The following is a 23,995-nucleotide window of genomic DNA, read 5'->3' on the forward strand; positions in this document are numbered from 1 at the left end:
GGGGGGGGGGGGCGGGGGGGGGCCCCGCCCCCGGGCCGCCCCCGGGGCGGGGGGGGGGGGGGGGGGGGGGGGGGGCCGCCGGGCGGGGGGGGGCGGCGCCGCCCCCCCCCCCCCCCACCCCCGTCGTCGTACGGCAGAGCCCTAGCCGAGGGGCAGGCCGCCCTTCAGCGGGAGCTGCCCGGTGGGCAGACCGCCCTTGGTGACCGCGTCGGTCGGCAGACCGCCGCCGGTCGCGGTCTTCGCGGTGTCACCGAGGAGGCCGCCGGCCTGTCCGGCCGTCTGGCCGGCCGCCTTCCGCGCGGCGGGCGTCACGGTCTTGGCGACCTTGCCGCCGGTCCTGCCCGCGGCGGGCACCGCCTTCTTGACCGTGTCGCCACCGGACTTGCCGGCCGTACCGGTGGCGTGCTGCGTCGCCCCGTCGAGGGTGTTGCCGACGCTTGCCCCGTCCAGGGCGGTCAGCCCGCCGAGGTCGGGGGTGGCCGGGAGAGCGGCCGCAGCGCTGGCGGAGCCGGCCGCACCGACCACGGGCGCCGCTCCCGCTGCGACGAGCAGCGCGACACGGGCGATCCGGCGGGTCAGGGGGAGGGACATGGTGCTCCTTAGACGGGAGAAAACGGTGAACGTCCGACCGGTCCGGGGAAACCGGCTGCTGACAGCCTCCGGTGATCGTTCCGTCTCGGACGCAGTGACTACCGCTCGAAGCCCGCGAAGGTTGCGGTGACCCGACGTAAAGAGTTGGCAATGCGTCGCATAATCGGGTGTGGATAAAAACGGGCAAACGGCGTCACCCGTGCGTGGCCGGTGAACCCTTGCGGCCCTGTGTTCCCAAGGGATTCGACGCGACGACGGCCACCCGGCTCGGCCCTGCCCCCGAGCGGCGGCCGGCCCGGAGCGGGGTCCTCCGCGCGGGTGAGGGCCCGCACTACTGCCCGGTGACGATCCGGACCTCCGACGTGGCCTTCCCGCCGGCCCCGCCCGCCTTCGCGTCCGCGGTGTGCCACGCACCCTCGGAGCGCCCGGCGGTCCACTCGCGCCCCGCGTACGTCACGTGCTCGATGTGCAGCGCCGAGGAGTTGGCCACCGCCCAGTGCGCCAACTCCCAGCCGCGGCGCAGCGTCCCGGTCCCGGACGTCGCGCCCTCCCGCACCGGCACGGTCACGGTCCGCCCTCCGGACGACGACGAGGACGAGGACGACGACGAGGGCGCCGAGGAGGCCGGCGGGACGGTGGACGGCGAGGGCGCGGTGGGCGACGGCGAGGAGCCGGGGGCGTCGGCGGAGGCGCCCGTGCCCGGTCCGGACGACGCCGGGTCCTGCCCGGAGCCGACGGTCGCCCCCGCCTCCTGGAGCACGTCCCGTCCGAAGTCCCGGGCGAGGGCGGCCCGCACGGCGTCCGCACCGCCGGTCGTCGTCGCACCCGGACGCCCCTCGCAGGTCAGGGTGGCCGGGGCGCGGCCGGTGAGGGCGGCGGCGAGCAGCGTCGCGTCCGGCTCGTGCTTGGCGTACGCCTGCGGGAAGCCGCTGCGCTGCACCCGCTGCGCGGCGACGGTGAGCGGCAGCCGCGAGTAGCCGGGGACCTTCGCCAGGTGCTCGTAGAAGATGCCCGCCGCGTACGCCGGGTCCATGATCTGGCTCGGGGTGCCCCAGCCCTGCGAGGGCCGCTGCTGGAACAGGCCGAGGGAATCGCGGTCGCCGTGCCGGATGTTGCGCAGCCCCGACTCCTGGAGAGCCGTCGCGAGGGCGATCGCCACCGCTCGCTCGGGCATGCCGCGGGAGGTTCCGACCGCCGAGATCGTCGCCGCGTTCACCGCCTGTTCGGGCCCGAACTCGTACGACGCGCCGTCGCCCTTGCCGGAGACGACTCTGCACCGGGGCGCCCCCGTGCCGCCCGTGAGGTACTGCACGCACAGGTAGCCCGCGAGCGCGAGCAGGACCATGACGGCCCCGGAGAGACGGAGCAGTCGGCGGCGCGGACGCCGAGCGGGGGTGGAGGACGGCTCTGACACGCGTACAAGGTACTGGAGGTCCCTGTCGATGCCTCCCGAGGTTGTGGACAACGGCGGTGAGGCCCGGGACGAACGACCGCTTCCGGCCCGTTCCGGTCGCTTTCGGCCCCGGCCCGCGGACCGCCGCGGCGCCCGCCCGGCGCGCCGGTGCCGTGACCGGACGGGTTCGCCGGACGGCTCGCGGCGTCCGGCGCGGCGCAGCGCGAGGCGGAGCGCCTCCCGCGTCCGCGGTGGACCCGGGGGACGCGACGCCGCGGCGAGGTGCCCTGCCGGGCGTCACGAGCCGGTGAAACCGCCGGGTCGGGGCGCTAGGGTCGACGCCATGGCCGACACCTCCCTTGACCTCACCCTGGACGCCGCCGGGCTCACCGCGCAGCTCGTCGACTTCCCCTCGGAGAGCGGCGACGAGAAGCCGCTCGCGGACGCCGTCGAGGCCGCCCTGCGCGCCCTGCCGCACCTGACGGTCGACCGGTACGGCAACAACGTCGTGGCGCGCACCCGGCTCGGCCGCGCCGAACGGGTCGTCCTGGCCGGCCACATCGACACCGTGCCGATCGCGGACAACGTGCCCTCCCGCCTCGACGAGGACGGCGTCCTGTGGGGATGCGGCACCTGCGACATGAAGTCGGGCGTCGCCGTCCAGCTCCGCATCGCGGCCACCGTCCCCGAGCCCAACCGGGACCTCACCTTCGTCTTCTACGACAACGAGGAGGTGGCGGCCCACCTGAACGGCCTGAAGCACGTCGCCGACGCCCACCCGGACTGGCTGGAGGGCGACTTCGCGGTCCTTCTCGAACCCTCCGACGGGCAGGTCGAGGGCGGCTGCCAGGGCACGCTGCGGGTGCTCCTGAAGACCCGCGGCGAGCGAGCCCACTCCGCCCGCGGCTGGATGGGGTCGAACGCGATCCACGCGGCCTCCCCGATCCTCGCCGCGCTCGCCGCGTACCAGCCCCGCCACCCGGTCATCGACGGCCTGGAGTACCGCGAGGGCCTGAACGCGGTGGGCATCTCCGGCGGGGTCGCCGGCAACGTCATCCCCGACGAGTGCGTCGTCACCGTCAACTTCCGCTACGCGCCCGACCGCACCGAGGAGGAGGCGATCGAGCACGTCCGCGCGGTCTTCGCCGACTGCGGCGTGGACGAGTTCGTCGTCGACGACCACAGCGGCGCCGCGCTGCCCGGCCTCTCCCACCCGGCCGCCGCCGCGTTCATCGAGGCCGTCGGCGGCACCCCGCAGCCCAAGTACGGCTGGACCGACGTCTCCCGCTTCAGCCGGCTCGGCGTTCCGGCGGTCAACTACGGCCCCGGCAACCCCCACTTGGCGCACAAGAGGGACGAGCGGGTGGAGACGGCCAAGATCCTCGCGGGTGAGGAGCGACTGCGCTCCTGGCTCACCGCCTGAGACGTACCCGACGGCGGTTCGTGGCGGACATGCCCACGTCCCCCCGCCGTAACCAGCGGAGATCTACGCTGGGGCGGAACGACCTCCCCTCGCCCGGTTCCGGCCGGGCCGGGGAGACCCGTACGCGGAGGGAGTGGACATGGCTACTGGCAACCCGGAGGGCAGGAAGCGGCCACCGGAGGAGCAGCGGCTGGGCCCGGTGCTGCGCAGGCGGGACCAGGTGCAGGCGAGCACCACGGACCAGCGGCTGCTGGACGCCGGAGGCCCCTCGGACTGGGTGCACACCGACCCATGGCGGGTGCTGCGCATCCAGTCGGAGTTCATCGAGGGCTTCGGCACGCTCGCCGAACTGCCCCCCGCGATCAGCGTCTTCGGGTCCGCCCGCACGCCGGCCGACTCCTCCGAGTATCAGTCGGGCGTCGCTCTCGGGCGGGGTCTGGTCGAGGCGGGCTTCGCCGTCATCACCGGCGGCGGGCCCGGTGCCATGGAGGCCGCCAACCGGGGCGCCTGCGAGGCGAAGGGCATCTCCGTCGGCCTCGGCATCGAGCTGCCCTTCGAGCAGGGCCTCAACCCGTACGTCGACATCGGCCTGAACTTCCGTTACTTCTTCGTCCGGAAGATGATGTTCGTCAAGTACGCGCAGGGCTTCGTGGTCCTGCCGGGCGGGCTCGGCACCCTCGACGAGCTGTTCGAGGCGCTCACCCTGGTCCAGACCCAGAAGGTCACCCGGTTCCCCATCGTGCTGTTCGGCACGGAGTACTGGGGCGGGCTCGTCGACTGGCTGAAGAACACCCTCATCGCCCAGGGCAAGGCGTCCGAGAAGGACCTGCTCCTGTTCCATCTGACGGACGACGTGGACGAGGCGGTGGCCCTGGTGTCGAAGGAGGCCGGCCGCTGAGGAGGCCGGCCCGGGGCGGGCGTCCGGCCGCCGTCCGGGACCCGGGGGCGTGGCGCCACCGCCGCCCCCGCCGTCCCGGCGGCCGGCCGGCCGGCCGCGCTACGCCAGCCCGCGCCGCGCCACCGCGGGCGGCCGGTGGCCCGCGATGGACGCCACCATGTCCAGCACCTGGCGGGTCTCGGCGACCTCGTGGACCCGGTACACCTGCGCCCCCAGCCACGCCGAGACCGCCGTCGTGGCGAGGGTGCCGACGACCCGCTCCTTGACCGGCTTGTCGAGGGTCTCGCCCACGAAGTCCTTGTTCGACAGCGAGACGAGCACCGGCCAGCCGGTCTCCACCATCTCCCCGAGCCGCCGGGTCGCCTCCAGGCTGTGCCGGGTGTTCTTCCCGAAGTCGTGCCCGGGATCGATGAGGACCGACTCGCGCGGGACCCCGAGGGACACCGCGCGCTCCGCCAGGCCGAGCGTCACGCGCAGGATGTCGGCCATCACGTCGTCGTAGGCGACCCGGTGCGGCCGGGTCCGCGGCTCCGCCTCCCCGGCGTGCGTGCACACCAGTCCCGCACCGTACCGGGCGGCCACCTCGGCCAGCCGCGGGTCGACCCCGCCCCAGGCGTCGTTCAGCACGTCGGCGCCGGCCTCGCAGACCGCCTCGCCGACCTCGTGCCGCCAGGTGTCGACACTGATCACGACGTCGGGGAAGGCGCGGCGCACCGCGGCGACGAAACCGACCGTGCGGCGCGCCTCCTCCCGCGCGGTGACCTCCTCGCCCGGTCCCGCCTTCACCCCGCCGATGTCGATGATGGCCGCGCCCTCGGACACCGCCTGCTCCACGCGCGCGAGCGCGGGCTCGTCGCGGAAGGTGGCGCCCTGGTCGTAGAACGAGTCCGGGGTCCGGTTCACGATCGCCATGATCACCGGCTCCCGCGGGTCGAATTCACGCCTGCCCAGCCTGAGCATCCCCTATGACCTCTCCCAGTGGTGACCGCCGATGAGCCGCCTGCGACCTTAACTGTCAGACTCGCATGGCACGATCGGAGCCCGACGGATCGGCCGTCGGACCGGCTGCTGCCGGTACCAGCACCTCCGGCATCGGTATCCGCCGGTATCCGTAGTTCCGCGCCGGCGCGCTGCGCGCCGGCACCCGAGCATGGGGACCTCCAGCGATGTTCATGTTCCTGTTCCTCGTGGTCGCGCTCGCCGTCGTGGTCGCCGCGGTCACCGTGTCCGTGGTGGGCGGCGGCGAGAGCACCCCGCTACCCGACGCCGAACCCGAGCGCCTGCACGACCCGCTGCCCTACGACCGCCCCGTGCACCAAGGCGACGTGGACGCGCTGCGGTTCCCCGTCGCCGTGCGCGGCTACCGGATGGCGGACGTGGACGACGCCCTGGGCCGGCTGAGCGCCGAACTCGGCGAGCGGGACGCGCGGATCGCCGACCTGGAGGCCGCCCTCGCCGGGGCGCGGGCGGCGAACGCCCCGACCTCGCTGCGCAAGCACCCCGAGGACGAGCGGTGAGCGACGCGCTGCCCGGGCCGGACGGGGTGCTCCGCTGCCCCTGGGCGCTGTCGGCCGCGGACTACGTGGCCTACCACGACGAGGAGTGGGGCCGCCCGGTCCACGGCGACGACGCGCTCTACGAGCGCCTGTGCCTGGAGGCCTTCCAGTCCGGTCTCTCCTGGATCACCATCCTGCGGCGCCGCCCCGGATTCCGGGCGGCCTTCGCGGACTTCTCGATCGCCCGGGTCGCTGCCTTCGAGGACGCCGACAAGGAGCGGCTGCTGGCCGATCCCGGCATCATCCGCAACCGCGCCAAGATCGAGGCGACGGTCGCCAACGCGCGCGTGCTGGCGGGCTGGGCGCCGGGCGAGCTGGACGCGTTCGTCTGGTCCTTCGCGCCCGATCCGGCGTCCCGTCCGGCTCCGCGCGCCCTGTCCGACGTCCCCGCGGTGACCGACGAGTCGACCGCGCTGGCCAAGGCGCTCAAGAAGCGCGGCATCCGGTTCGTCGGCCCCACCACCGCGTACGCCCTGATGCAGGCGTGCGGACTGGTCGACGACCACCTGGCGGACTGCGGGGCGCGCGAGGCGCGCTGACGGGCGGCGGGTGACGGGCGGGCCGTGACGGGCGTGCGGCGCCGGGCCGGGCTATTCCTCGGCCCGTCCGCCGGCGCCGCCCGCCGTGCCGACGGCCAGGGGCACCCGGACCGGTCACGGCCGGCGCCGCCCGCCCCGGCCGAACCCCCGGGTGCCCCGGCCGACCGGGGCACCCGCCGCGGGTCAGCGGCCCAGGTACCGGGGCTTCTCCTTGTCGACGAACGCCTGCACCGCGATCGTGTGGTCCTCGGAGGCCCCGGCCCGCGCCTGGAGTTCGTCCTCCTTCTCCAGCGTCTCGTCGAGGGAGTGGGTCAGCCCGAACGCGAGGGACTCCTTCAGCGCCGCGTACGCCAGCGTCGGTCCGGCGGCCAGCGCCCGCGCCACCTTCTCCGACTCGGCCCGCAGATCCGCGGCGGGGACCAGCCGGTTCGCGATGCCCAGCTCGTACGCCTCCCGCGCGCCGATGCTGCGCGGGAAGAGCAGCAGGTCGGCGGCGCGGCTCGGGCCGACGACCCGCGGCAGCGTCCAGGAGATCCCCGAGTCGGCGGTCAGCGCGACCCCGGCGAAGGAGGTGTTGAACGCGGCCGTCTCGGAGACCACGCGGTAGTCGGCGGCGAGGGCGAAGCCCAGGCCCGCACCGGCCGCCACGCCGTTCACCCCGGCGACCACGGGCTTCGCGGCACCGGTGAGGGCCCGCACGATGGGGTTGTAGTGCTCGCGCACGGTGCTCATGGTCCGGCCCGTCCCGGACCGCTTGTCCTCGGCCAGCAGCCCGATGTGCTCCTTGAGGTCCTGCCCGACGCAGAACGCCCGGTCTCCCGCGGCGGTCAGCAGGATCGCCCGCACATCCTCGTCGTCCGCGGCCTCCCGAGCCGCGTCGCGGAGCGCGACCTTGGTCGCGACGTCCATCGCGTTCATCGCCTCGGGGCGGTTCAGCGTGATCGTCGCGAGCCCGTCGCTCACCTCGTAGAGCACGGTGTCGGCCATGGTGGGTCCCCTCCGGTGTCGCGGCTCCGTCGTACCGGCCGGTACGTCCTGTCCGATGACAGCATGGCGGAGATCACCGGCGGCGGAGCCGGACGGTCATGTGACCTGCGTCAAAGAATTCCGGCCTCCGGAAGTCCATGCGGTGGCGCAGTATCGCAGTCACATCGCCGAATTGGGGGGTTTTGCTCAAGCGCGTTGCGCAAGCGATGCCGACTGATGTTGGTCATCGGGTCCTGGGATGCGGGATAATGGCCTGGAAGCAATGTGTTCGATGCCGGTGACGTGTGTCCTATGAGAGGACCCGCGTGCCCTCCGAGGGGGCCGTCGGCGACGATGAGCTGGTTTCAGGAAGGGGAACGAGCATGGCGGCCATGAAGCCGCGGACGGGCGATGGCCCGCTCGAGGTGACCAAGGAGGGGCGGGGCATCGTCATGCGCGTTCCGCTCGAAGGCGGCGGTCGGCTCGTCGTCGAGCTGACCCCTGACGAGGCCGACGCGCTCGGCGACGCCCTCAAGAAGGTCGTCGGCTGACGCGGAACGCGACCCTACCTCTTCGGCTTCCCCGGCACCGCACCTGGTGCCGGGGAAGCCGTCTTTCCGGCCCGGAAGACTCGACCCACAACTCCGGCTAGGCCGCCTCCGGCCGTGCCCTGCCTGGTGGGAGAGGTGTCCGGGGGCGGGCGGAGCGTCGCGGGCGGTCGTGCGCGGTCAGCGTTTGACCGCGCACAGCAGGCCGTCGCCCACCGGCAGCAGCGACGGCACCAGCTCCTGGCTCTCGCGCACCGCCCGCAGCAGTTCGCGCAGCCGGCCCACCTCCGCCGGCTGCGGCCCCGAGTCCACCGTGCGGCCGTCCGCGAAGACGCCCTCGAAGACGACGAGCCCGCCCGCCCGCAACAGGCGCAACGATTCAGCGAGGTAGTCCAGGCACTCCAGCCGGTCGCCGTCGCAGAAGACGAGGTCGTACCCGGCGTCGGCGAGGCGGGGCAGGACCTCCAGGGCCCGGCCCGGGATGAAGCGCGCCCGGTTGCTGGCGAAACCGGCGGCGCGGAAGGCCTGGCGGGCGAACTGCTGGCGCTCCGGCTCCGGGTCCACCGTGGTCAGTACCCCGTCCGGCCGCATGCCGTGCAGCAGATGGATGCCGGAGACGCCGGTCCCGGTCCCGATCTCCGCGACCGCCTTGGCGTCCACGGTGGCGGCGAGCATCCGCAGCGCGGCACCCGTGCCGGGCGACACCGAGCGCAGGCCGGCCTCGCGGGCCCGGTCCCGGGCCCAGCGCAGCGCCTCGTCCTCGGCGACAAAGGCGTCGGCGAACGCCCAGCTCGTCTGCCGGTTGGCGGTAATGACCCTCTCCTGTCCCCGTGGTTGCCTCGGCGTGACTGTATCCGTTGGTGCCGGGAACCTGCTGATGGGACCGGGCGTTTAGAGGGGTGGGGAAACGGAGCGGGGGAACGGCGATGGACCGGCATGGGGAACGGGAGGGCGGGCAGGTGGTGACGCACCCCTATGAGGCCGTATCAATTTCTCGTAAAACCGCTTATCCGGAGCTAACGGACGAGGTGGCTATGGTAGGGGCTCCACTGGACACCACCAGAGCCGACAGGGGAGGTGCGGCCGAGCCCGTGGATCGAGGAGGGGTGCTCCGGCGCCTGCTCAGATCGGCGGGTGAGCCGAAATCCGTGACCGACACCGCTGACAAGTCCCACGCTGCTGCCCCAGCGCAGACCGCGACGTTCACCACCGACGCGGAGTCGCAGCCGTGGACTCCGCCCACGTGGGAGGAGATCGTCAGCACCCACAGCGGCCGCGTCTACCGACTCGCCTACCGCCTCACCGGCAACCAGCACGACGCCGAGGACCTCACCCAGGAGGTCTTCGTCCGCGTCTTCCGCTCGTTGTCCACCTACACGCCCGGCACCTTCGAGGGCTGGCTGCACCGCATCACCACGAACCTCTTCCTCGACATGGTGCGGCGCAAGCAGCGCATCCGCTTCGACGCCCTCGGCGACGACGCGGCCGAGCGCCTGCCGAGCAAAGAGCCCTCCCCGCAGCAGGTCTTCAACGACGCGCACTTCGACGCGGACGTCCAGCAGGCGCTGGACACCCTCGCGCCCGAGTTCCGCGCCGCCGTCGTCCTCTGCGACATCGAAGGACTGTCGTACGAGGAGATCGCCGCCACCCTGGGCGTGAAGCTCGGCACGGTCCGCTCCCGGATCCACCGCGGCCGCTCCCAGCTGCGCAAGGCCCTGGCTCACCGGTCTCCCGAGGCCCGCGCCGAGCGACGCTCGTTCGCGGCCCGCGTGCCCGTGCTGGGGGGAGGAGGCGCGACCGCGTGAGTGGCACCCGTCCCACACCTGCCGAGCAGCACCTGGGAGACCGACTCTCCGCCCTGGTCGACGGAGAGCTCGGCCACGAGTCGCGCGACCGCGTCCTCGCCCACCTCGCGACCTGCGCGAAGTGCAAGGCCGAGGCCGACGCGCAGCGACGCCTGAAGAACGTTTTCGCGGAAATGGCCCCGCCACCGCCCTCGGAGAGCTTCCTGGCACGGCTCCAGGGGCTGCCCGCAGGAGGTGACGCCAACGGCGGTCCGCCGCTCGGCGGGAGCCCCTTCGGAGCAGGACTCCCCGGCGGCTCCCCGGGCCCCGACCTGCCCGGAGTCTTCGGGGTGCGCGGCGAGCCCTTCGGCTACGTGCCCGCCGGGCCGCACGCCGATGTGCTGCGCCCCTCGTCCGAGCGCGGCTTCCGCATCCACGACGTCAGCCGCCACGAGGCCGAGCGGTCGTCCTCGCGCGGGCTGCGGTTCGCCTTCGTCGCGGCCGGTGCCGTGTCACTGGCCGCCGTGGCGCTCGGCGGGGTGACGACCGGCATGCCCGGCAGCACCGTCGACGCGCGCTCCGGGGCCGGCGCCGGCAGCAACGTGACGCCCGCACGGACCCAGGGCGGCGGCACCACCTCGGCCCCCGAGGTCCAGCGCCGCCGGTCGGCCGGGCCGCCGCTCGCCCAGGGCGAGACCTCGCCGGGCAGCACTCCGGTCGCCTCGACCGAGGTGTCCGCCCCGCTGCTGCCCGGGATTCCCGCTCCGGCGGTGCGCGGACCCGACGCCGTGTACACGCCGACCGTCCCGGTGGTGGCCGGCGCCGCCGCGATGTCGCCGCTCATACGTCCGCTCACCAGTGCCCGGCCGGTCGCGCTGAACACCTGGCCCCCCGCGCGGCCCGGCACCCCCGGCCTGCTGGCCGCCCCCGCCGCCTCACCGTCCCCGTCCTCCCCGGCGTCCCCCACGCCGTCCGTCTCCCCCGCTCCCACCGCACCCTCCGCTCGTACCCTTCGCTGACGACGCCCTCTGCGCGGCGGCCCGTGAACCTGGTTGAATCCGGGGTGGGCCACGCCCGGACGAGGCATGCCGGGCGGGGCGTCGGGCGGTCCGTGGTGGCCGCCGGCGAGTCGAACCGCGGGCCGGGTGTGGGGAGAGCATGAACGAGGGCAAGCCCACGAAGGCGCCGTGGTGGAGCCGGCGCCGGCCGCACGGCCCGTCCCCGGACACCCCGGCGCCCCGCCCGCCGCAGCCGGATGCCTCCGCGCCTCTGCCCTCGCAGCCGGGCGCTCCGGGCGTCGATGTCCCTGTCGTCGGGAGGGTGGAGGACGGCGACCCGGCCTCTTCCGCGCCTCGCCCGCCACAACCGGGCGCCTCCGCGTCCCTTGCTCCGCAGCCGGATGCCTCCGCGTCTCTGCCCTCGCAGTCGGGCGCTCTGGGCGTCGATGTCCCTGTCGTCGGGAGGGTGGAGGACGGCGACCCGGCCTTCACCGCGCCTCGCCCGCCGCAGCCGGGCGCCTCCGCGCCCCGCCCGCCACAGCCGGACGCTTCCGCGTCTCTTGCTCCGCAGCCGGATGCTTCCGCGTCTCTGCCCTCGCAGCCGGGCGCCCCGGATGTCGAGGACGGCGCCGTCGGAAGGGCGGAGGACGGCGACCCGGGCGCCTCCGCGCCCGACGAAGCCGCCTCCGGCGCCGCACGGCAGGAGCTGCCCGGACTGCCCGGGCCCCGGCCGCCCGTGCCGTCGCCCCCCGGGGCGGACGCCGTGGACCGGCCCGCCGGGGAGTGCGGCCACGAGCCCGCGCCCGCCGCGGTGCCGCGTCGGGAGCCCCGCCACGAGCCGGTACCCCGCACCGACGCTTCCGCCGCCCACCCGGGCGCCCCGCACCCCGCCGCGCCGGGCGCGCCCTCCGGCCGGCCGGACACCGCGCACGACGCCTCCCCTGCGGCGGCGATCCCGGCGCAGGCACCGGCGCCGACCGGGGACCCGGAGCCCGAGGACCCCCGGCCCCCGCACCCCGCGGGCGAGGGCGGTCCGGAGGCGACAGCCCCCGACCCCTGGCGGAACTACGACCCCTGGGCGGCCCCCGCGCCGCTCCAGCAGAACGGTGCCGCCGTCCCCACGGCGGCCCGGCGCCGCAGCCGGACACGCAGGGCCCTCCTGCTCGCCGCGGTCGCGCTCGCGCTGGTCTCCGGCGGCGTCGGCGGTGTCGTGGGCGCCTATCTCCAGCGCGACGCCGGCGCGCCGAAGATCGTGCTGCCGCAGGCCGCCGAGGAGCCTCCCGGCCGGGCCGCGGACAGCGTGGCCGGCATCGCGGCGCACGCGCTGCCCAGCGTCGTCACCCTGCACGTGCGGGGCAGCGAGGAGGAGGGCACCGGCACCGGCTTCGTCCTCGACACGCGGGGGCACATCCTCACCAACGACCACGTGATCGACCCGGCCGGAGACGGCGGTGAGATATCGGTGACCTTCAGCGGCGGCGAGACCGCGCGGGCCGAGGTCGTCGGCCACGACAGCGGTTACGACCTGGCCGTCGTCCGGGTGTCCGGTGTGTCCGGGCTCGCCCCCATGCCGCTCGGCAACTCCGACAGCGTCCAGGTCGGCGACCCGGTCGTCGCCATCGGAGCCCCCTTCGACCTGGCCAACACGGTCACCTCGGGCATCATCAGCGCCAAGGAGCGGCCCATCACGGCGGGCGGCGACCAGGGCGACGGCACCGACGTCTCGTACGTGGACGCCCTCCAGACCGACGCCCCGATCAACCCCGGGAACTCGGGCGGCCCGCTCCTGGACGCGCGGGCCCGGGTCATCGGCATCAACAGCGCCATCCGCTCCGCCGACAGCGAGACCGACCTGGAGAGCGGCCGGGCCGGCTCCATCGGGCTGGGCTTCGCCATTCCCGTGAACCAGGCCAAGCGGGTCGCCGAGGAACTCATCAACACCGGCCGGGCCACGCACCCCGTGATCGGTGTCACGCTCGACATGAACTACGCGGGTGACGGCGCGCGGGTCGGCCTCAAGAGCGCCGGAGGGGGGCTGGCCGTCACTCCGGGCGGCCCCGGGGCCCGGGCGGGCATCGCGGCGGGCGACGTCATCACCGAGGTCGACGGCACGCGCGTGCACTCCGGCGAGGAACTCATCGTGAGGACACGCGCCCACCGGCCGGGAGACCGTCTCCGGCTCACCCTGCGACGGGGCGGAGCCGAGCGCACGGTCACCCTCGTGCTCGGCTCCTCCGGCGGGGACTGAGCGGCGCCCGCGCCCGTCGCCCGAGTGACACGAACGTCACAGCCCGGGCGACGGCGCAGCTCCGGACGGCAAACAACACGGAAAACAACCGGCGCGGCGCACCTCGGAAGTCCCTGGACAGTTCCGGACGGACGGGATGGCCGGGTACCGTTGGGCACGGCCCGGACCGCGGAGGACTCCCGGGGGCCGTGGACCGAGGGCATCGCAAGGAGCTACCAGGTGTTCAATGACATAGGCTCACTCGAGCTGGTGACGCTCGTCATCCTCGCCGTGCTCGTGTTCGGGCCGGACAAGCTCCCCAAGATGATCCAGGACGTCACGCGCACCATCCGCAAGATCCGCGCGTTCTCGGAGAGCGCCAAGGCGGACATCCGCGAGGAGCTCGGCCCCGACTTCAAGGACTTCGACTTCGACGACCTGAACCCCAAGACGTTCATCCGCAAGCAGCTGGACAACGACGAACTGGGGCTCAAGGAGATCCGCAACGGCTTCGACCTGAAGAAGGAGATGGCCGAGATGACGGACGCCGTGCACGGCCGCGAGGTCGAGTCCGGCGCCGCCTCGGGCGGGTCCGCCGGCGGCAGCGTCGACATGACGAAGAAGCCCGAGAAGGCCGCCGCGGACGAGCGCCCGCCGTACGACGCCGACGCCACCTGATCGACCCCCCGGTCCCGCGCCGCGCCGGGCGCCCGCCCGGGTGCGCGGGCCCCGGCCCGGGGCGCCGAACGCGGTCGCGCGGCGCGGACGCCGGGCCGCCGCCGGAGCGGAAACATGCCCCGGGCGGCCCGATTCGCCTCCCCCGGACGCCTCACGCACCGGGCGCTTTCACCGTCCCTTCGGGCAGGGTGGCTATGCTGCCCAGTTGTTGTGCGGACCGAAGGACGCCCGAGGGGGGCGGGCCAACCGGTCCGACGAGAGCGAGGAGGCGTCCGGCAGATGGAGACGACAAGTCGGGTAGGCGCGCAGGCGCCGGCCGCGGACGGCGGACAGCAGGTCCCCACCGCCCGGCGTACGGTCGACGGCTACCTGCTGGCGCCCTTCCCCTGGTACGGCCTCGACGAGGCCTTCACGGGACCGCGCTGGCTGATGCAGGTGGGCACGTCCGCGGAGGGCGTTGTCGAGCACGGTTCGATCGGCCACGGCGACGAGCCGGTGGTGCGCCCCGAGCCGGCCGAGGACAAGGAGCGGTTCGCCGTGGTGGTGACCGTCGCGGCCAGCCCCGACCGGCGCAGCGCCGACGGCACCGGACTGCTGGAGGCCACGTCGGTCTCCTCGGCGGCCTGGCTCGCCGGTGTCGGGCTGCTGTCCTTCACCTGGCCCGGCCAGATGGACCACACGCTGCGCGACGACTGGCTGGACCAGCAGACGGAGACCGCGTGGGTGCTGGCCGACGACCTGGAGGGTGCGGACTGGTCCACGCTGTCCCTCCCGGTGGACGGGGTGCCCACGACCTTCCACTACCGCGAGTCCGAGTTCGGCTGGGTGCTCGCCGGCACCACCCCGCAGGGCGTCCACGTGGGCGCCTACGGGCGCGGGATGAGCGCGTACGGCCTGGGCTTCGCGATGATCAAGGACATCGGGGCGTACGCCTAGCGCGGACGCACCGGCCCTCGTCCGCAGGCGTCCGCCACGGGGACGCCTGCGGACGGGCCCGTGCCGGACGCCCGCACGCCGAAGGGGCGCCGTGTGGACGGCGCCCCTTCGGCGTGGTGCCCCTCGGGCGCCCTAGAACTTGTTGCGCGGGGTGATGCCCAGCGACATGCCGGACAGGCCACGCTGACGGCCGCCCAGCTTGCCCGCGATGGCGCGCAGGGCCGAGCCGGCCGGGGAGTCGGGGTCGGAGAGCACCACGGGCTTGCCCTCGTCGCCGCCCTCGCGCAGCCGGACGTCGATCGGGATGGAGCCGAGGACCGGGACCGTCGCACCGGTGGTCCGGGTGAGACCGTCGGCGACCGTCTGGCCGCCGCCGGTGCCGAACACGTCGACCATCTCGCCGCAGTGCGGGCAGGGCAGCCCCGACATGTTCTCGACCACGCCGACGATCTTCTGGTGGGTCTGCACGGCGATGGAACCGGCGCGCTCGGCGACCTCGGCCGCCGCCTGCTGCGGGGTGGTCACGACGAGGATCTCGGCGTTCGGGACGAGCTGCGCCACGGAGATCGCGATGTCGCCCGTGCCCGGCGGGAGGTCGAGGAGCAGCACGTCGAGGTCGCCCCAGTACACGTCCGCGAGGAACTGCTGGAGGGCGCGGTGCAGCATCGGCCCGCGCCACACCACCGGAGCGTTGCCCGGGGTGAACATGCCGATGGAGATGACCTTCACGCCGTGCGAGGACGGCGGCATGATCATGTCCTCGACCTGGGTGGGACGACCGTCCGCGCCGAGCATGCGCGGCACCGAGTGGCCGTAGATGTCGGCGTCCACGACCCCGACCTTGAGGCCGTCGGCGGCCATCGCCGCCGCCAGGTTCACGGTGACCGAGGACTTGCCGACGCCGCCCTTGCCGGAGGCGACCGCGTAGACGCGGGTCAGCGAACCGGGCTTGGCGAACGGCACCTCGCGCTCGGCGGTGCCGCCCTTCAGCGCGGCCGCCAGTTCGCGGCGCTGCTCGTCGCTCATCACGTCGAGCTCGACGTCGACGGCGGTGACGCCCTCGACCGCCGCGACCGCCTCCGTCACGCGCTGGGTGATCGTGTCCCGCATCGGGCAGCCGGAGACGGTGAGGTACACGGCGACCGCGACCGTTCCATCCGCGCCGATCTCCACCGATTTGACCATCCCGAGTTCGGTGATGGGTCGGTTGATCTCGGGGTCGTTCACCGTCGCCAGTGCTGCGCGCACCGCGTCTTCCGTAGCCATAGGGACGATGGTACGGCGCCCCCCAGGGGCTGCGGAAAGCCCCGTCACCGGTCGTCTACGTCACGTGCCCGCGACCGTTCCGCCGGGAATACGGCCCGGCCGTCCCCCGACCCCTCGGCGTACCGTTCCTCCAGCTCCTTGACCAGGTCTTGCAGCTCGGAGCGGATCCAGTCCCGGGTGGCCACCTCCCCGAGGCCCATCCGCAGCGCGGCGATCTCGCGGGTGAGGTACTCGGTGTCCGCGATGGACCGCTCGTTCTGCTTGCGGTCCTGTTCGAGGTTGACCCGGTCGCGGTCGTCCTGCCGGTTCTGCGCGAGCAGGATCAGCGGGGCGGCGTAGGACGCCTGGAGCGACAGCATCAGCGTCAGGAAGATGAACGGGTAGGTGTCGAAGCGCAGGGCGCCGGGGACCGAGACGTTCCACACCACCCACAGGATGATGACGATCGTCATCCAGACGATGAACCGCCCGGTGCCCAGGAAGCGGGCGATGCGCTCGGAGAGCCGGCCGAAGGCCTCCGGGTCCCATTCGGGCAGGAACCGCCGCCTCGGCTGCATCGGCTGGTCGAGCCGGCCGCGCGGCCGGGGGGCGGCGGTGGCCCCGGTGGCGGCGCGCTCGCGGTTCTCGCGCTCAGCGGCCATGGCCTCCCCCTTCCGCGGACCCCTCACGCGCACCCGCGGCACGCCCCGGCCGGCCGGCCCCCGTGCCGCCGGTCGCGGGCGCCTCGCCGCGGACGGCGTCCTGCACGTCCGCGGGAACGCTCTCGTCCAGGTGGAACTCCGTCTCCCGCCAGTCGTCGGGCAGCATGTGGTCGAGCACGTCGTCCACGGTCACCGCGCCGAGCAGCGATCCGCTGTCGTCGACGACGGGGGCGGCCACCATGTCGTAGGTCGCGAAGAACCCGGCGACCACCGGCAGTTCGTCCTCCGGCGCGAGCGGCTGGAGGTCGTCGTCGACGAGGGCGCCGACCAGCGTGAACGGCGGGTCGCGCAGCAGCCGCTGGAAGTGCACCGCCCCCAGGTACTTGCCCGTCGGCGTCTCGTCCGGCGGGCGGCACACGTACACCTGGGCGGCGAGCGCGGGGGAGAGGTCGGGGTTGCGGATCCGGGCGAGGGCGTCCGCCACGGTCGCGTCGGGCCGCAGCACGATCGGCTCGGTGGTCATCAGGCCGCCCGCCGTCCGCTCCTCGTACGCCATCAGCCGGCGCACGTCCGCCGCGTCCCCGGGCCGCATCAGCGTCAGCAGCCGCTCCACGTCCTCGTCGGGCAGCTCGGCCAGCAGGTCGGCCGCGTCGTCCGGGTCCATGGCCTCCAGCACGTCCGCCGCGCGCTCCTCCTTGAGCTTGCCGAGGATCTCGATCTGGTCGTCCTCCGGCAGCTCCTCCAGGACGTCCGCGAGCCGGTCGTCGTCCAGCGCGGCGGCCACCTCGCCGCGGCGCTTCGGCGACAGGTGGTGCAGCACGTTCGCCAGGTCGGCCGGGCGCAGCTGCTCGAACGTGGCGAGCAGGCTCTCCGCGCCCTGCCCGTCCTCCTCCAGCGCGACGCCGCTGACGGCGGACCAGTCGACGGTCAGCGTCTCGCCCCTGCTGCGCCGGAACGCGCTGCTGCGCCCCTTGCGCACGAAGACCCGGTCGATCTCCCATTCCCGGCGGGCCGGGAGCTGCTGGATCGACACGTCGAGGACGGTGACCTCCTCGCCCGTCTCGACGAGCGTCACCAGCCGGTCGAGGAGTTCGCCGAAGATGAGCCGTTCGGTGGGGCGCTGCTCGAAACGGCGGACGTTCAGCACGCCGGTCGAGATGACCTGCCCGGACGCGATGCCGGTGACCCGGGTCATCGGCAGGAAGATCCGGCGGCGGGTGGACAGTTCGACGACGAGGCCGAGCAGCCGCGGCGGGCGGCGGCCCACGCGCAGCATGGCGACGAGGTCCCGCACCCGGCCCACCTGGTCGCCGTTGGGGTCGAAGACGGCGACACCGGCCAGGTGCGAGACGAAGATCCGGGGGGCACCTGCGGCCATGCCCGCGCCTCCTTCGCTTCGGAGCGTTCTGTGCCGGTCTGTCCGCTCGGGTGGGCTTCAGGCTAGCCCGTCCCGGTCGGATACGCCCTGGTGGCCGGTCCGGACGGACTGCCTCCGCCGGGGGGCCGCGGCACCGGTACGCTGCCGTGTGCCGCCCAGCACCGCGCACGAAAGGCAGCCCCACCCGTGACCGCATTCCCCCCGGGCCGTATTCGCAGCGTCGTGAGGGCGGGCGGGGTGTGCGCCCTGGTCGTGGCCGGGCTGGCGGGTCTCACGGGCTGCGGCGGCGAGGACCCGGACGCGGGCACGAACGGCGTCGGCAAGCTGCCCGCCGCCACCATCCAGGCGAAGACGAAGAAGGCCGCCGAGCAGGCGAAGGCCGTACGGCTGTCCGGGACCGTCGTGTCGAACGGCACCACGTACGCCCTCGACATGCGCCTGAAGTCCGACGGCGGCACCGGCTCGGTGACGTCCAAGGGCGTCGGCTTCCGGCTGCTGCGGGTCGGCAAGCACCTGTTCCTGAAGGCCGACGCGAAGTTCTGGGCCCACCAGGACGACAAGGACGGCGGCAAGGGGGACACGGCGGCGGCCGACAAGCTGGAGGGCATGTACGTGAAGGTGCCGACCGGCGATCCCGCGTACCAGCGGTTCAGCGGCTTCACCGACAAGGACGTGCTGCTCGACGGTCTGCTCAGCCTGCACGGCTCCCTCGCCACGGACGGCCACCACGAGCAGTCCGGCGTCCGCACCATCCGCATCACCGGCGACAAGGGATCGGGCGGCACCCTGGACGTCTCGCTGAAGGGCACGCCGTACCCGCTGCTGCTGGTGCGCGCGGGCAACGCCGGAACGCTCCGGCTGACCGACTGGGGCAAGGACTTCCCGCTGGAGGAGCCCTCCCGCAAGGAGACGGTCGACTACGGGCAGCAGCTGCCCGCCTCGTGACCCGGCCTCGGGCCGCGCCGCCGGGCGCCTCGTCTCGTCCCCAGGGCGCTCCCGTGAGCCGCTCACGGCCCGGCAGCCGCCCCGGAGCCCCGTCCCGGCCGCCCCGGGACCTCAGCGGCGCTTGCGGCGCTTGAGGAGGAGCCGGGGGAGCGCCGCGGGGGCGTCCCGGCGGGTGGTCGCCGCGGTCGGCACCGGCCGCCGGACGAGGGAGCCGTCCGGCGGGGCCGCGGTGGCGCCCGTCGGCTCCAGCCGGACCAGCCGGCACTCGCGGGCCCAGCGCTCCAAAACGGCCTCGCCGTCCGGCGCGTTCAGCCGCTTGCCCTTCAGCTCGCCGACCGCCGCCTCCCATTCCGGGGTGCCCGCGGCCAACTCGGTCACCCGCGCCGACCAGGACACGAGCCGGCCGCCCTTGTCCTTGCTGCGCACGGTGACCACGGCCTCGTCCCCGGCCGTCAGGCCCGGCAGCGGCTGCTCGCCCGGCCCGTCGCCGATCAGGAGGGCGGCCCCGTCGTGCCACACGTGCCACAGCGGGCGGTCGGGCGCTGCGCGGCCCGCGTCGGGCCCCGAGGTGAGCCCGCCGCCGCGCACCCAGATCAGCCCGGACTTCTTGGTGGCCTCCTCGATGAGGGCCCGGTCGAGCAGCTCGTGCGTCATGGACCCAGCCTATCCAGCACCCGCCGGGGCCCGTCCGGGACGCCCTACAGCCAGCCGTTGCGCTTGAGGATGCGGTGGATGGACAGGCACAGCCCGACCGTGACCCCCATGACGACCGGATAGCCGTAGCGCCAGTGCAGCTCGGGCATGTGCTGGAAGTTCATCCCGTACACGCCGCAGACCATCGTCGGCACGGCGATGATCGCGGCCCAGGACGTGATCTTGCGCATGTCCTCGTTCTGCGCGACGGAGGCCTGCGCGAGGTTGGCCTGGAGGATCGAGTTGAGCAGTTCGTCGAAGCCGAGGACCTGCTCCTGGACGCGGGCGAGGTGGTCGGCGACGTCACGGAAGTACTTCTGGATGTCGGGGTCGATCAGCCGCATCGGCCGCTCGCTCAGCAGCTGCATGGGCCGCAGCAGCGGCGACACCGCCCGCTTGAACTCCAGCACCTCGCGCTTGAGCTGGTAGATCTGCCCGGCGTCGGTGCCCCGCGGGGTGCCCTTGCGGCCCGGCGAGAACACCTCCGTCTCGACCTCCTCGATGTCGTCCTGCACCGCGTCGGCGACCGCGATGTACCCGTCGACGACATGGTCGGCGATCGCGTGCAGCACGGCCGAGGGGCCCTTGGACAGCAGTTCGGTGTCGTCCTGGAGCCGGTGCCGCAGGGCGCGCAGCGAACCCTGGCCGCCGTGCCGCACGGTGATGAAGAAGTCCCGCCCGGTGAAGCACATGACCTCGCCGGTCTCCACGATCTCGCTGGTCGCGGTGAGCCGGTCGTGCTCGACGTAGTGGATGGTCTTGAACACGGTGAACAGCGAGTCGTCGTAGCGCTCCAGCTTGGGGCGCTGGTGGGCCTGGACGGCGTCCTCCACGGCCAGCGGGTGCAGCCCGAACTCCCGGGCGATACCGGCGAACTCGTCCTCGGTCGGCTCGTGCAGGCCGATCCAGACGAACCCGCCGTCGCGCCGCACCAGGCGCATCGCCTCGTGCGGGGTGAGCGCGGTGGGCGTCTCCACGCGGGCGCCGTCCCGGTAGACGGCGCAGTCGACCACGGCCGACGGGGTGCCGGGGTCGCGGGTGGTGTCGTACGTACCGCTGTCCTTGCGCAGCGAGGGGCGGGGGCGGACCGCGGCACGCAGGTCACGGATCATCGACATGGCAGGCTCCTTCTCGCAACGGAGGCGGCCGGCGACGGGTGGAACCACCCGGAATGGGGACGTCCTGACTGCGGATGTTTGGCACGTCCACAAAGCGGGGAGCACCGCACCGTCGCGGTGGCGGCTTCGCTACTGATTCAGATCAGACAGATCAGGGGGTCAGATCGGACGGATCAGGCGGAAACGAAGCGCTCTTCCGTGGTGCACCGGGCGACGTCGACAGGTGTGCGCACGCTTGCGGGAGGTGGCAGCCGGCAGGGCTGGAGGAAAACCTGCGGGACCGGCTACGGACTCAGCGACCGGAAGAGCGGGTGGTACTGCACGATCGACTTCGATCCATTGCAGCCCCACCTCCTCCGGTCGGTCCCCCGTGAGGGACGAGCCTTCCCCCGAGGGGGAGTCTGTCTCCCTCCGAAGGGGAGTCAGATCAGTCTCAGCGCGTCGGAGCCCACGGCGCCAACTCCCGCACCGCCGCGAGGGCGTGCGGAGTACGTCCGTGCCAGCTGCTCCGACCAGCGGCCAAGACTATCAGCGCACCGATGTGTCAAGACGCCGCTTTGCGCGTTGTTGACCACGGGGTGCGGTGCCCGCCCCGGTGAGGGGCCCCGCCTATGCTCGGCGCATGGCAGATGTTCTTCCCCTGGTCGAGGCCCGTTTGCGCTCCGCGCTGGGCGAACCGGACGCACGGGCCGCGGTCACCTTCCTCGGCACCGACCGCATCGAGGTGGTGCGCTTCACAGAGGGCGACATCGTCCGCTACGCCACCCTCGGCATGTCGGCCCAGCCGATGGCCGACCCCACCGCGGCGCTCGCCGACCCGGTCAGGGGCCCGCGCGCCGAGCTGCTGCTGTCCGTCCGCCCGGCCGGCGCCGACACCGACAAGGTGCTCCGCCCGCTGGCCGTCCTCGCCGCCTCGCCGCAGGTCGAGGGGCTGATCGTGGCTCCCGGCGCCTCGCTTGACGTGGGGGAGCCGCTGTGGCCCGGCGCGCCCTTCACCTCGGTACTGGTCGCCGAGCCCGGGGGGCTGGTGGAGGACCTGGAACTCGACGAGCCCGCCGACCCGGTCCGGTTCCTGCCGCTGCTCCCGATGACGCCCAACGAGGCCGCCTGGAAGCGCGTGCACGGCGCCGCCGCGCTCCAGGAGCGCTGGCTGAACGGCGGTACGGACCTGCGCGATCCGCAGCGCAGGTCCGTACCCCTCGACTGACCCCGGCCGGTGACGGCGCGTCAGGCGCCGTGCCGCGCGCCCGACTCGGCGGCCCCGTGCGCGGCGCCCCTCCGTGCCGCGGGGTGCGGCGGCGGCCCCGGGGCGGTCCGGCCGCCGTGAGGACGGCCGGCCGTCGGTCCGGCCGGCTCAGTCCGCGAACACCGTGACGCCGTCCTCGGCCGCGTGCACCGGCTCCAGCTCCTCCGCCTCGTGGGTGAGCGCACGCCGGCGGACGACCACCACCGCGGCGCCGAGCAGCGCGGTGACCGCGGCCACGGCGAACGGGACGCGGGGGTTCGTCCACTCCTCGATCTTCGGCGCGAAGTACGGCGCCGCGGCCGCCGCGAACCAGCGCACGAAGTTGTACCCCGCGCTGGCCACCGGGCGCGGCGCGTCGGAGACCCCGAGGGCCAGTTCGGTGTAGACGGTGTTGTTCACGCCGATGAAGGCGCCGGACAGGACCGTGCAGGCGATCGCGGTGGCGTGGTCGCCGTACCCGAGGACGAGGACGTCGGCCGCCAGCAGCACCAGCGAGCCGCCGAGCACCGTGAGCGAGCCGAACCGCGCCTGCATGCGCGGCGCCACGATCACCGAGAAGACGGCCAGCAGCACGCCCCAGCAGAAGAACACCGCCCCCGACTTGTACGGCGTCATGTCCAGCACGAAGGGGGTGAAGGCCAGCACGGTGAAGAACGTGTAGTTGTAGAAGAACGCGGAGGCCGCCGCGGACGCGAGGCCGCCGTGGCCCAGGGCGCGCAGCGGGTCGAGCAGCGACGTCCTGCGCGCGGGCCTCGGCTGTTCCCTGAGGAAGGCCGTGATGCACAGGAAGCCGATCGCCATCAGGAACGCGGTGCCGAAGAACGGGTAGCGCCAGCTGGCGTCGCCCAGCAGCGCTCCCAGCAGCGGGCCGCAGGCCATGCCGAGTCCGAGGGCGGACTCGTAGAGCAGGATCGCCGCCGCGCTGCCGCCGGCCGCGGCTCCGACGATCACGGCGAGGGCCGTGGAGACGAACAGCGCGTTGCCGAGGCCCCAGCCGGCCCGGAAGCCGACGAGTTCGCCCACCGAGCCCGAGGTGCCCGCCAGTCCGGCGAAGACCACCACGAGGGCGAGGCCGAGCAGCAGGGTCTTCCGGCCGCCGATCCGGCTGGAGACGAAACCGGTCACCAGCATCGCGACGGCGGTGATGAGGAAGTACGAGGTGAACAGCAGGGAGACCTGGCTGGGTGTGGCGTCGAGGCCCTGGGCGATGGACGGCAGGATCGGATCGACCAGGCCGATGCCCATGAAGGCGACGACGGACGCGCCCGCCGTCGCCCAGACGGCCTTGGGCTGCCGCAGGAGCCCGCCCGCGCCCGCGTCGAACGTGTCCCCTGCGGCAGGGGCCTGGGTGGTGCCGGCCATGCCCGCTCCTTAGCTGTGTGTCGGTCAGATCGTTGCGCTATGCACACAATAAGTTAGATCGGCTAATTAATGCAACATGCACGCAGTTTTTGTGCGTCCGGCGCACGGCGGGTCGGGTGATCGTCCTTGACGCGACGGGGGACGGGGAGGACCGTTGGGCCCTATGAGGGGCGAACCCAGTTGCCCGAAGTGTGGTGGCCGGGTCAGGGCTCCCGGCCTCTTTGCCGACTCCTGGCAGTGCGATCTGCACGGCACGGTGCATCCGCTGCAGCCCGTGATCCCGCCCAGCGTCGAGGCCCTCGGTGTGGTCGTGCACCGCGCCCGGGTGCCGGTGTGGATGCCCTGGCCGCTGCCCGTCGGCTGGCTGTTCACCGGCGTCTCCTTCGCCGGGGACGACCGGAGCGGCGGCCGGGCCACCGCCGTCGCGTGCTCGGGGCCCGGCCCGCTCGGCGGCGCGGGGGAGCTGATCCTCGTGGCCGAGGAACTCGGCGTGGGTCTCGGCGCCCGGTACGCCGGCGTCGACGGCCCGGACCCCGGCCCCTACATGAGCGTCGAGAAACCTCCTCAGGCGAAGGTCCTCGCGGCCGGCCGGCCCACCCCGCTCTGGCATGTGACGACCGCGCCCGACGACCGCGCCGTGTTCGCCGGCGAGGCGCTCGGGCTGTGGCTCTGGGCGGTCGTCTGGCCCGAGCAGACCGGACTGCTGATGTACGACGAGCTGGTGCTGACCGACCTCCGGGACGCGGGCGCCGAGGTCGACCTGCTGCCGTGCGGGGCGCTGTCCCCGCGCATCCTGGAGCCCTGAGGCC

General features: G+C 73.8%; 24 protein-coding genes. 13 read left to right on the top strand and 11 right to left on the bottom strand.

The genetic code is table 11. The annotated features are described in order from the left end of the window. Positions 1–141: 141 nt before the first annotated feature. Both ACGFS9_RS28335 and ACGFS9_RS28340 read right to left on the bottom strand, forming a co-directional pair. Positions 142–591 (bottom strand): ATP-binding protein, encoded by a 450-nt coding sequence (locus ACGFS9_RS28335; protein ID WP_393257063.1) that lies wholly within the window; start codon positions 589–591, stop codon positions 142–144. A gap of 331 nt (positions 592–922) precedes the next feature. Further along, a complete protein-coding gene (locus tag ACGFS9_RS28340; protein WP_393257064.1) occupies positions 923–2,005 on the bottom strand; it encodes a heavy metal transporter in 1,083 nt (360 codons plus the stop codon). 322 nt (positions 2,006–2,327) lie between these two features. Between ACGFS9_RS28340 and dapE the strand changes: the two genes are divergently transcribed. Both dapE and ACGFS9_RS28350 read left to right on the top strand, forming a co-directional pair. Next, complete coding sequence (dapE, locus tag ACGFS9_RS28345) at positions 2,328–3,407, top strand: succinyl-diaminopimelate desuccinylase (RefSeq protein ID WP_393257065.1); 1,080 nt, start codon at positions 2,328–2,330, stop codon at positions 3,405–3,407. A gap of 139 nt (positions 3,408–3,546) precedes the next feature. Continuing rightward, positions 3,547–4,305: a TIGR00730 family Rossman fold protein gene (locus tag ACGFS9_RS28350; protein WP_393257066.1), complete on the top strand. Its 759-nt coding sequence runs from the start codon at positions 3,547–3,549 to the stop codon at positions 4,303–4,305. A gap of 99 nt (positions 4,306–4,404) precedes the next feature. Here the strand turns inward: ACGFS9_RS28350 and folP are convergent, their stop codons facing one another. After that, complete coding sequence (gene folP, locus ACGFS9_RS28355) at positions 4,405–5,265, bottom strand: dihydropteroate synthase (protein WP_393257067.1); 861 nt, start codon at positions 5,263–5,265, stop codon at positions 4,405–4,407. 206 nt (positions 5,266–5,471) lie between these two features. Between folP and ACGFS9_RS28360 the strand changes: the two genes are divergently transcribed. Beyond that, complete coding sequence (locus ACGFS9_RS28360) at positions 5,472–5,822, top strand: DivIVA domain-containing protein (protein ID WP_393257068.1); 351 nt, start codon at positions 5,472–5,474, stop codon at positions 5,820–5,822. After that, positions 5,819–6,400 carry a DNA-3-methyladenine glycosylase I gene (locus ACGFS9_RS28365; protein WP_393257069.1) on the top strand — a complete coding sequence of 194 codons (582 nt, stop codon included), beginning with the start codon at positions 5,819–5,821 and terminating at the stop codon, positions 6,398–6,400. Before ACGFS9_RS28360 ends, ACGFS9_RS28365 begins: the two co-directional genes overlap by 4 nt. Positions 6,401–6,583: 183 nt before the next feature. Here the strand turns inward: ACGFS9_RS28365 and ACGFS9_RS28370 are convergent, their stop codons facing one another. After that, positions 6,584–7,387, bottom strand: coding sequence for an enoyl-CoA hydratase/isomerase family protein (locus ACGFS9_RS28370; protein WP_393257070.1), 804 nt, complete (start codon positions 7,385–7,387; stop codon positions 6,584–6,586). A 362-nt stretch (positions 7,388–7,749) separates the two neighbouring features. Between ACGFS9_RS28370 and ACGFS9_RS28375 the strand changes: the two genes are divergently transcribed. Next, complete coding sequence (locus ACGFS9_RS28375) at positions 7,750–7,917, top strand: DUF3117 domain-containing protein (RefSeq protein ID WP_003966491.1); 168 nt, start codon at positions 7,750–7,752, stop codon at positions 7,915–7,917. Between the two features lie 177 nt (positions 7,918–8,094). Here ACGFS9_RS28375 and ACGFS9_RS28380 read toward each other — a convergent pair whose 3' ends face one another. Next, entirely contained in the window at positions 8,095–8,793 is a 699-nt protein-coding gene (locus ACGFS9_RS28380; RefSeq protein ID WP_393257125.1) for an O-methyltransferase, read from the bottom strand. Between the two features lie 227 nt (positions 8,794–9,020). On the opposite strand from ACGFS9_RS28380, the gene sigE reads away from it, so the two are divergent. The 5 genes from sigE to ACGFS9_RS28405 all read left to right on the top strand — a co-directional run bounded on the left by sigE (position 9,021) and on the right by ACGFS9_RS28405 (position 14,537). Continuing rightward, positions 9,021–9,719 carry an RNA polymerase sigma factor SigE gene (gene sigE / locus ACGFS9_RS28385; protein ID WP_393257126.1) on the top strand — a complete coding sequence of 233 codons (699 nt, stop codon included), beginning with the start codon at positions 9,021–9,023 and terminating at the stop codon, positions 9,717–9,719. Next, complete coding sequence (locus ACGFS9_RS28390; RefSeq protein WP_393257071.1) at positions 9,716–10,717, top strand: zf-HC2 domain-containing protein; 1,002 nt, start codon at positions 9,716–9,718, stop codon at positions 10,715–10,717. Before sigE ends, ACGFS9_RS28390 begins: the two co-directional genes overlap by 4 nt. Before the next feature lie 139 nt (positions 10,718–10,856). Next, the gene (locus tag ACGFS9_RS28395; RefSeq protein WP_393257072.1) at positions 10,857–12,944 is read left to right on the top strand and encodes a trypsin-like peptidase domain-containing protein; all 2,088 of its coding nucleotides are present in this window, start codon (positions 10,857–10,859) and stop codon (positions 12,942–12,944) included. A gap of 219 nt (positions 12,945–13,163) precedes the next feature. Beyond that, on the top strand, positions 13,164–13,601 hold the full coding sequence (locus ACGFS9_RS28400) for a sec-independent translocase (protein ID WP_393257073.1): 438 nt from the start codon (positions 13,164–13,166) through the stop codon (positions 13,599–13,601). A 279-nt stretch (positions 13,602–13,880) separates the two neighbouring features. Then, positions 13,881–14,537 (top strand): hypothetical protein, encoded by a 657-nt coding sequence (locus ACGFS9_RS28405; RefSeq protein WP_393257074.1) that lies wholly within the window; start codon positions 13,881–13,883, stop codon positions 14,535–14,537. 132 nt (positions 14,538–14,669) lie between these two features. Here the strand turns inward: ACGFS9_RS28405 and ACGFS9_RS28410 are convergent, their stop codons facing one another. The 3 genes from ACGFS9_RS28410 to ACGFS9_RS28420 are packed head-to-tail and all read right to left on the bottom strand — an operon-like array spanning position 14,670 to position 17,822. After that, positions 14,670–15,803 (bottom strand): Mrp/NBP35 family ATP-binding protein, encoded by a 1,134-nt coding sequence (locus tag ACGFS9_RS28410; protein ID WP_393257075.1) that lies wholly within the window; start codon positions 15,801–15,803, stop codon positions 14,670–14,672. Between the two features lie 44 nt (positions 15,804–15,847). Then, complete coding sequence (locus ACGFS9_RS28415) at positions 15,848–16,444, bottom strand: DUF1003 domain-containing protein (protein ID WP_393257076.1); 597 nt, start codon at positions 16,442–16,444, stop codon at positions 15,848–15,850. Continuing rightward, positions 16,434–17,822: a magnesium transporter MgtE N-terminal domain-containing protein gene (locus ACGFS9_RS28420; protein WP_393257077.1), complete on the bottom strand. Its 1,389-nt coding sequence runs from the start codon at positions 17,820–17,822 to the stop codon at positions 16,434–16,436. Before ACGFS9_RS28420 ends, ACGFS9_RS28415 begins: the two co-directional genes overlap by 11 nt. Positions 17,823–18,008: 186 nt before the next feature. Here ACGFS9_RS28420 and ACGFS9_RS28425 point away from each other — a divergent pair, with 186 nt between their 5' ends. Further along, on the top strand, positions 18,009–18,767 hold the full coding sequence (locus ACGFS9_RS28425) for a hypothetical protein (RefSeq protein WP_393257078.1): 759 nt from the start codon (positions 18,009–18,011) through the stop codon (positions 18,765–18,767). A gap of 111 nt (positions 18,768–18,878) precedes the next feature. Here ACGFS9_RS28425 and ACGFS9_RS28430 read toward each other — a convergent pair whose 3' ends face one another. Then, a complete protein-coding gene (locus ACGFS9_RS28430) occupies positions 18,879–19,421 on the bottom strand; it encodes a hypothetical protein (protein WP_393257079.1) in 543 nt (180 codons plus the stop codon). A 44-nt stretch (positions 19,422–19,465) separates the two neighbouring features. Next, complete coding sequence (locus ACGFS9_RS28435; RefSeq protein WP_393257080.1) at positions 19,466–20,578, bottom strand: magnesium and cobalt transport protein CorA; 1,113 nt, start codon at positions 20,576–20,578, stop codon at positions 19,466–19,468. Positions 20,579–21,200: 622 nt separating this feature from the next. On the opposite strand from ACGFS9_RS28435, the gene ACGFS9_RS28440 reads away from it, so the two are divergent. Continuing rightward, the gene (locus tag ACGFS9_RS28440; RefSeq protein WP_393257081.1) at positions 21,201–21,785 is read left to right on the top strand and encodes a suppressor of fused domain protein; all 585 of its coding nucleotides are present in this window, start codon (positions 21,201–21,203) and stop codon (positions 21,783–21,785) included. A gap of 147 nt (positions 21,786–21,932) precedes the next feature. On the opposite strand, the gene ACGFS9_RS28445 is transcribed toward ACGFS9_RS28440, so the two are convergent. Then, positions 21,933–23,186 (bottom strand): MFS transporter, encoded by a 1,254-nt coding sequence (locus ACGFS9_RS28445; protein ID WP_393257082.1) that lies wholly within the window; start codon positions 23,184–23,186, stop codon positions 21,933–21,935. Between the two features lie 163 nt (positions 23,187–23,349). Between ACGFS9_RS28445 and ACGFS9_RS28450 the strand changes: the two genes are divergently transcribed. After that, positions 23,350–23,991, top strand: coding sequence for a DUF6758 family protein (locus ACGFS9_RS28450; RefSeq protein WP_393257083.1), 642 nt, complete (start codon positions 23,350–23,352; stop codon positions 23,989–23,991). Positions 23,992–23,995 lie beyond the last annotated feature (4 nt).

This window comes from Streptomyces sp. NPDC048566 (genome assembly GCF_043199735.1).
In the GTDB taxonomy this organism is placed as follows: Bacteria; Actinomycetota; Actinomycetes; order Streptomycetales; family Streptomycetaceae; genus Streptomyces.

Bases quoted from the DNA above. Each gene is read 5' to 3' on its own strand.
- ACGFS9_RS28420 (WP_393257077.1), bottom strand. From the start codon at position 17,822: ATGGCCGCAGGTGCCCCCCGGATCTTCGTCTCGCACCTGGCCGGTGTC.
- ACGFS9_RS28375 (WP_003966491.1), top strand. From the start codon at position 7,750: ATGGCGGCCATGAAGCCGCGGACGGGCGATGGCCCGCTCGAGGTGACC.
- ACGFS9_RS28450 (WP_393257083.1), top strand. From the start codon at position 23,350: ATGAGGGGCGAACCCAGTTGCCCGAAGTGTGGTGGCCGGGTCAGGGCT.
- ACGFS9_RS28350 (WP_393257066.1), top strand. From the start codon at position 3,547: ATGGCTACTGGCAACCCGGAGGGCAGGAAGCGGCCACCGGAGGAGCAG.
- ACGFS9_RS28435 (WP_393257080.1), bottom strand. From the start codon at position 20,578: ATGTCGATGATCCGTGACCTGCGTGCCGCGGTCCGCCCCCGCCCCTCG.
- ACGFS9_RS28440 (WP_393257081.1), top strand. From the start codon at position 21,201: ATGGCAGATGTTCTTCCCCTGGTCGAGGCCCGTTTGCGCTCCGCGCTG.
- dapE (WP_393257065.1), top strand. From the start codon at position 2,328: ATGGCCGACACCTCCCTTGACCTCACCCTGGACGCCGCCGGGCTCACC.
- ACGFS9_RS28430 (WP_393257079.1), bottom strand. From the start codon at position 19,421: ATGACGCACGAGCTGCTCGACCGGGCCCTCATCGAGGAGGCCACCAAG.
- ACGFS9_RS28415 (WP_393257076.1), bottom strand. From the start codon at position 16,444: ATGGCCGCTGAGCGCGAGAACCGCGAGCGCGCCGCCACCGGGGCCACC.
- ACGFS9_RS28370 (WP_393257070.1), bottom strand. From the start codon at position 7,387: ATGGCCGACACCGTGCTCTACGAGGTGAGCGACGGGCTCGCGACGATC.
- ACGFS9_RS28360 (WP_393257068.1), top strand. From the start codon at position 5,472: ATGTTCATGTTCCTGTTCCTCGTGGTCGCGCTCGCCGTCGTGGTCGCC.
- ACGFS9_RS28335 (WP_393257063.1), bottom strand. From the start codon at position 591: ATGTCCCTCCCCCTGACCCGCCGGATCGCCCGTGTCGCGCTGCTCGTC.
- ACGFS9_RS28405 (WP_393257074.1), top strand. From the start codon at position 13,881: ATGGAGACGACAAGTCGGGTAGGCGCGCAGGCGCCGGCCGCGGACGGC.
- ACGFS9_RS28395 (WP_393257072.1), top strand. From the start codon at position 10,857: ATGAACGAGGGCAAGCCCACGAAGGCGCCGTGGTGGAGCCGGCGCCGG.
- ACGFS9_RS28410 (WP_393257075.1), bottom strand. From the start codon at position 15,803: ATGGCTACGGAAGACGCGGTGCGCGCAGCACTGGCGACGGTGAACGAC.
- ACGFS9_RS28445 (WP_393257082.1), bottom strand. From the start codon at position 23,186: ATGGCCGGCACCACCCAGGCCCCTGCCGCAGGGGACACGTTCGACGCG.
- folP (WP_393257067.1), bottom strand. From the start codon at position 5,265: ATGCTCAGGCTGGGCAGGCGTGAATTCGACCCGCGGGAGCCGGTGATC.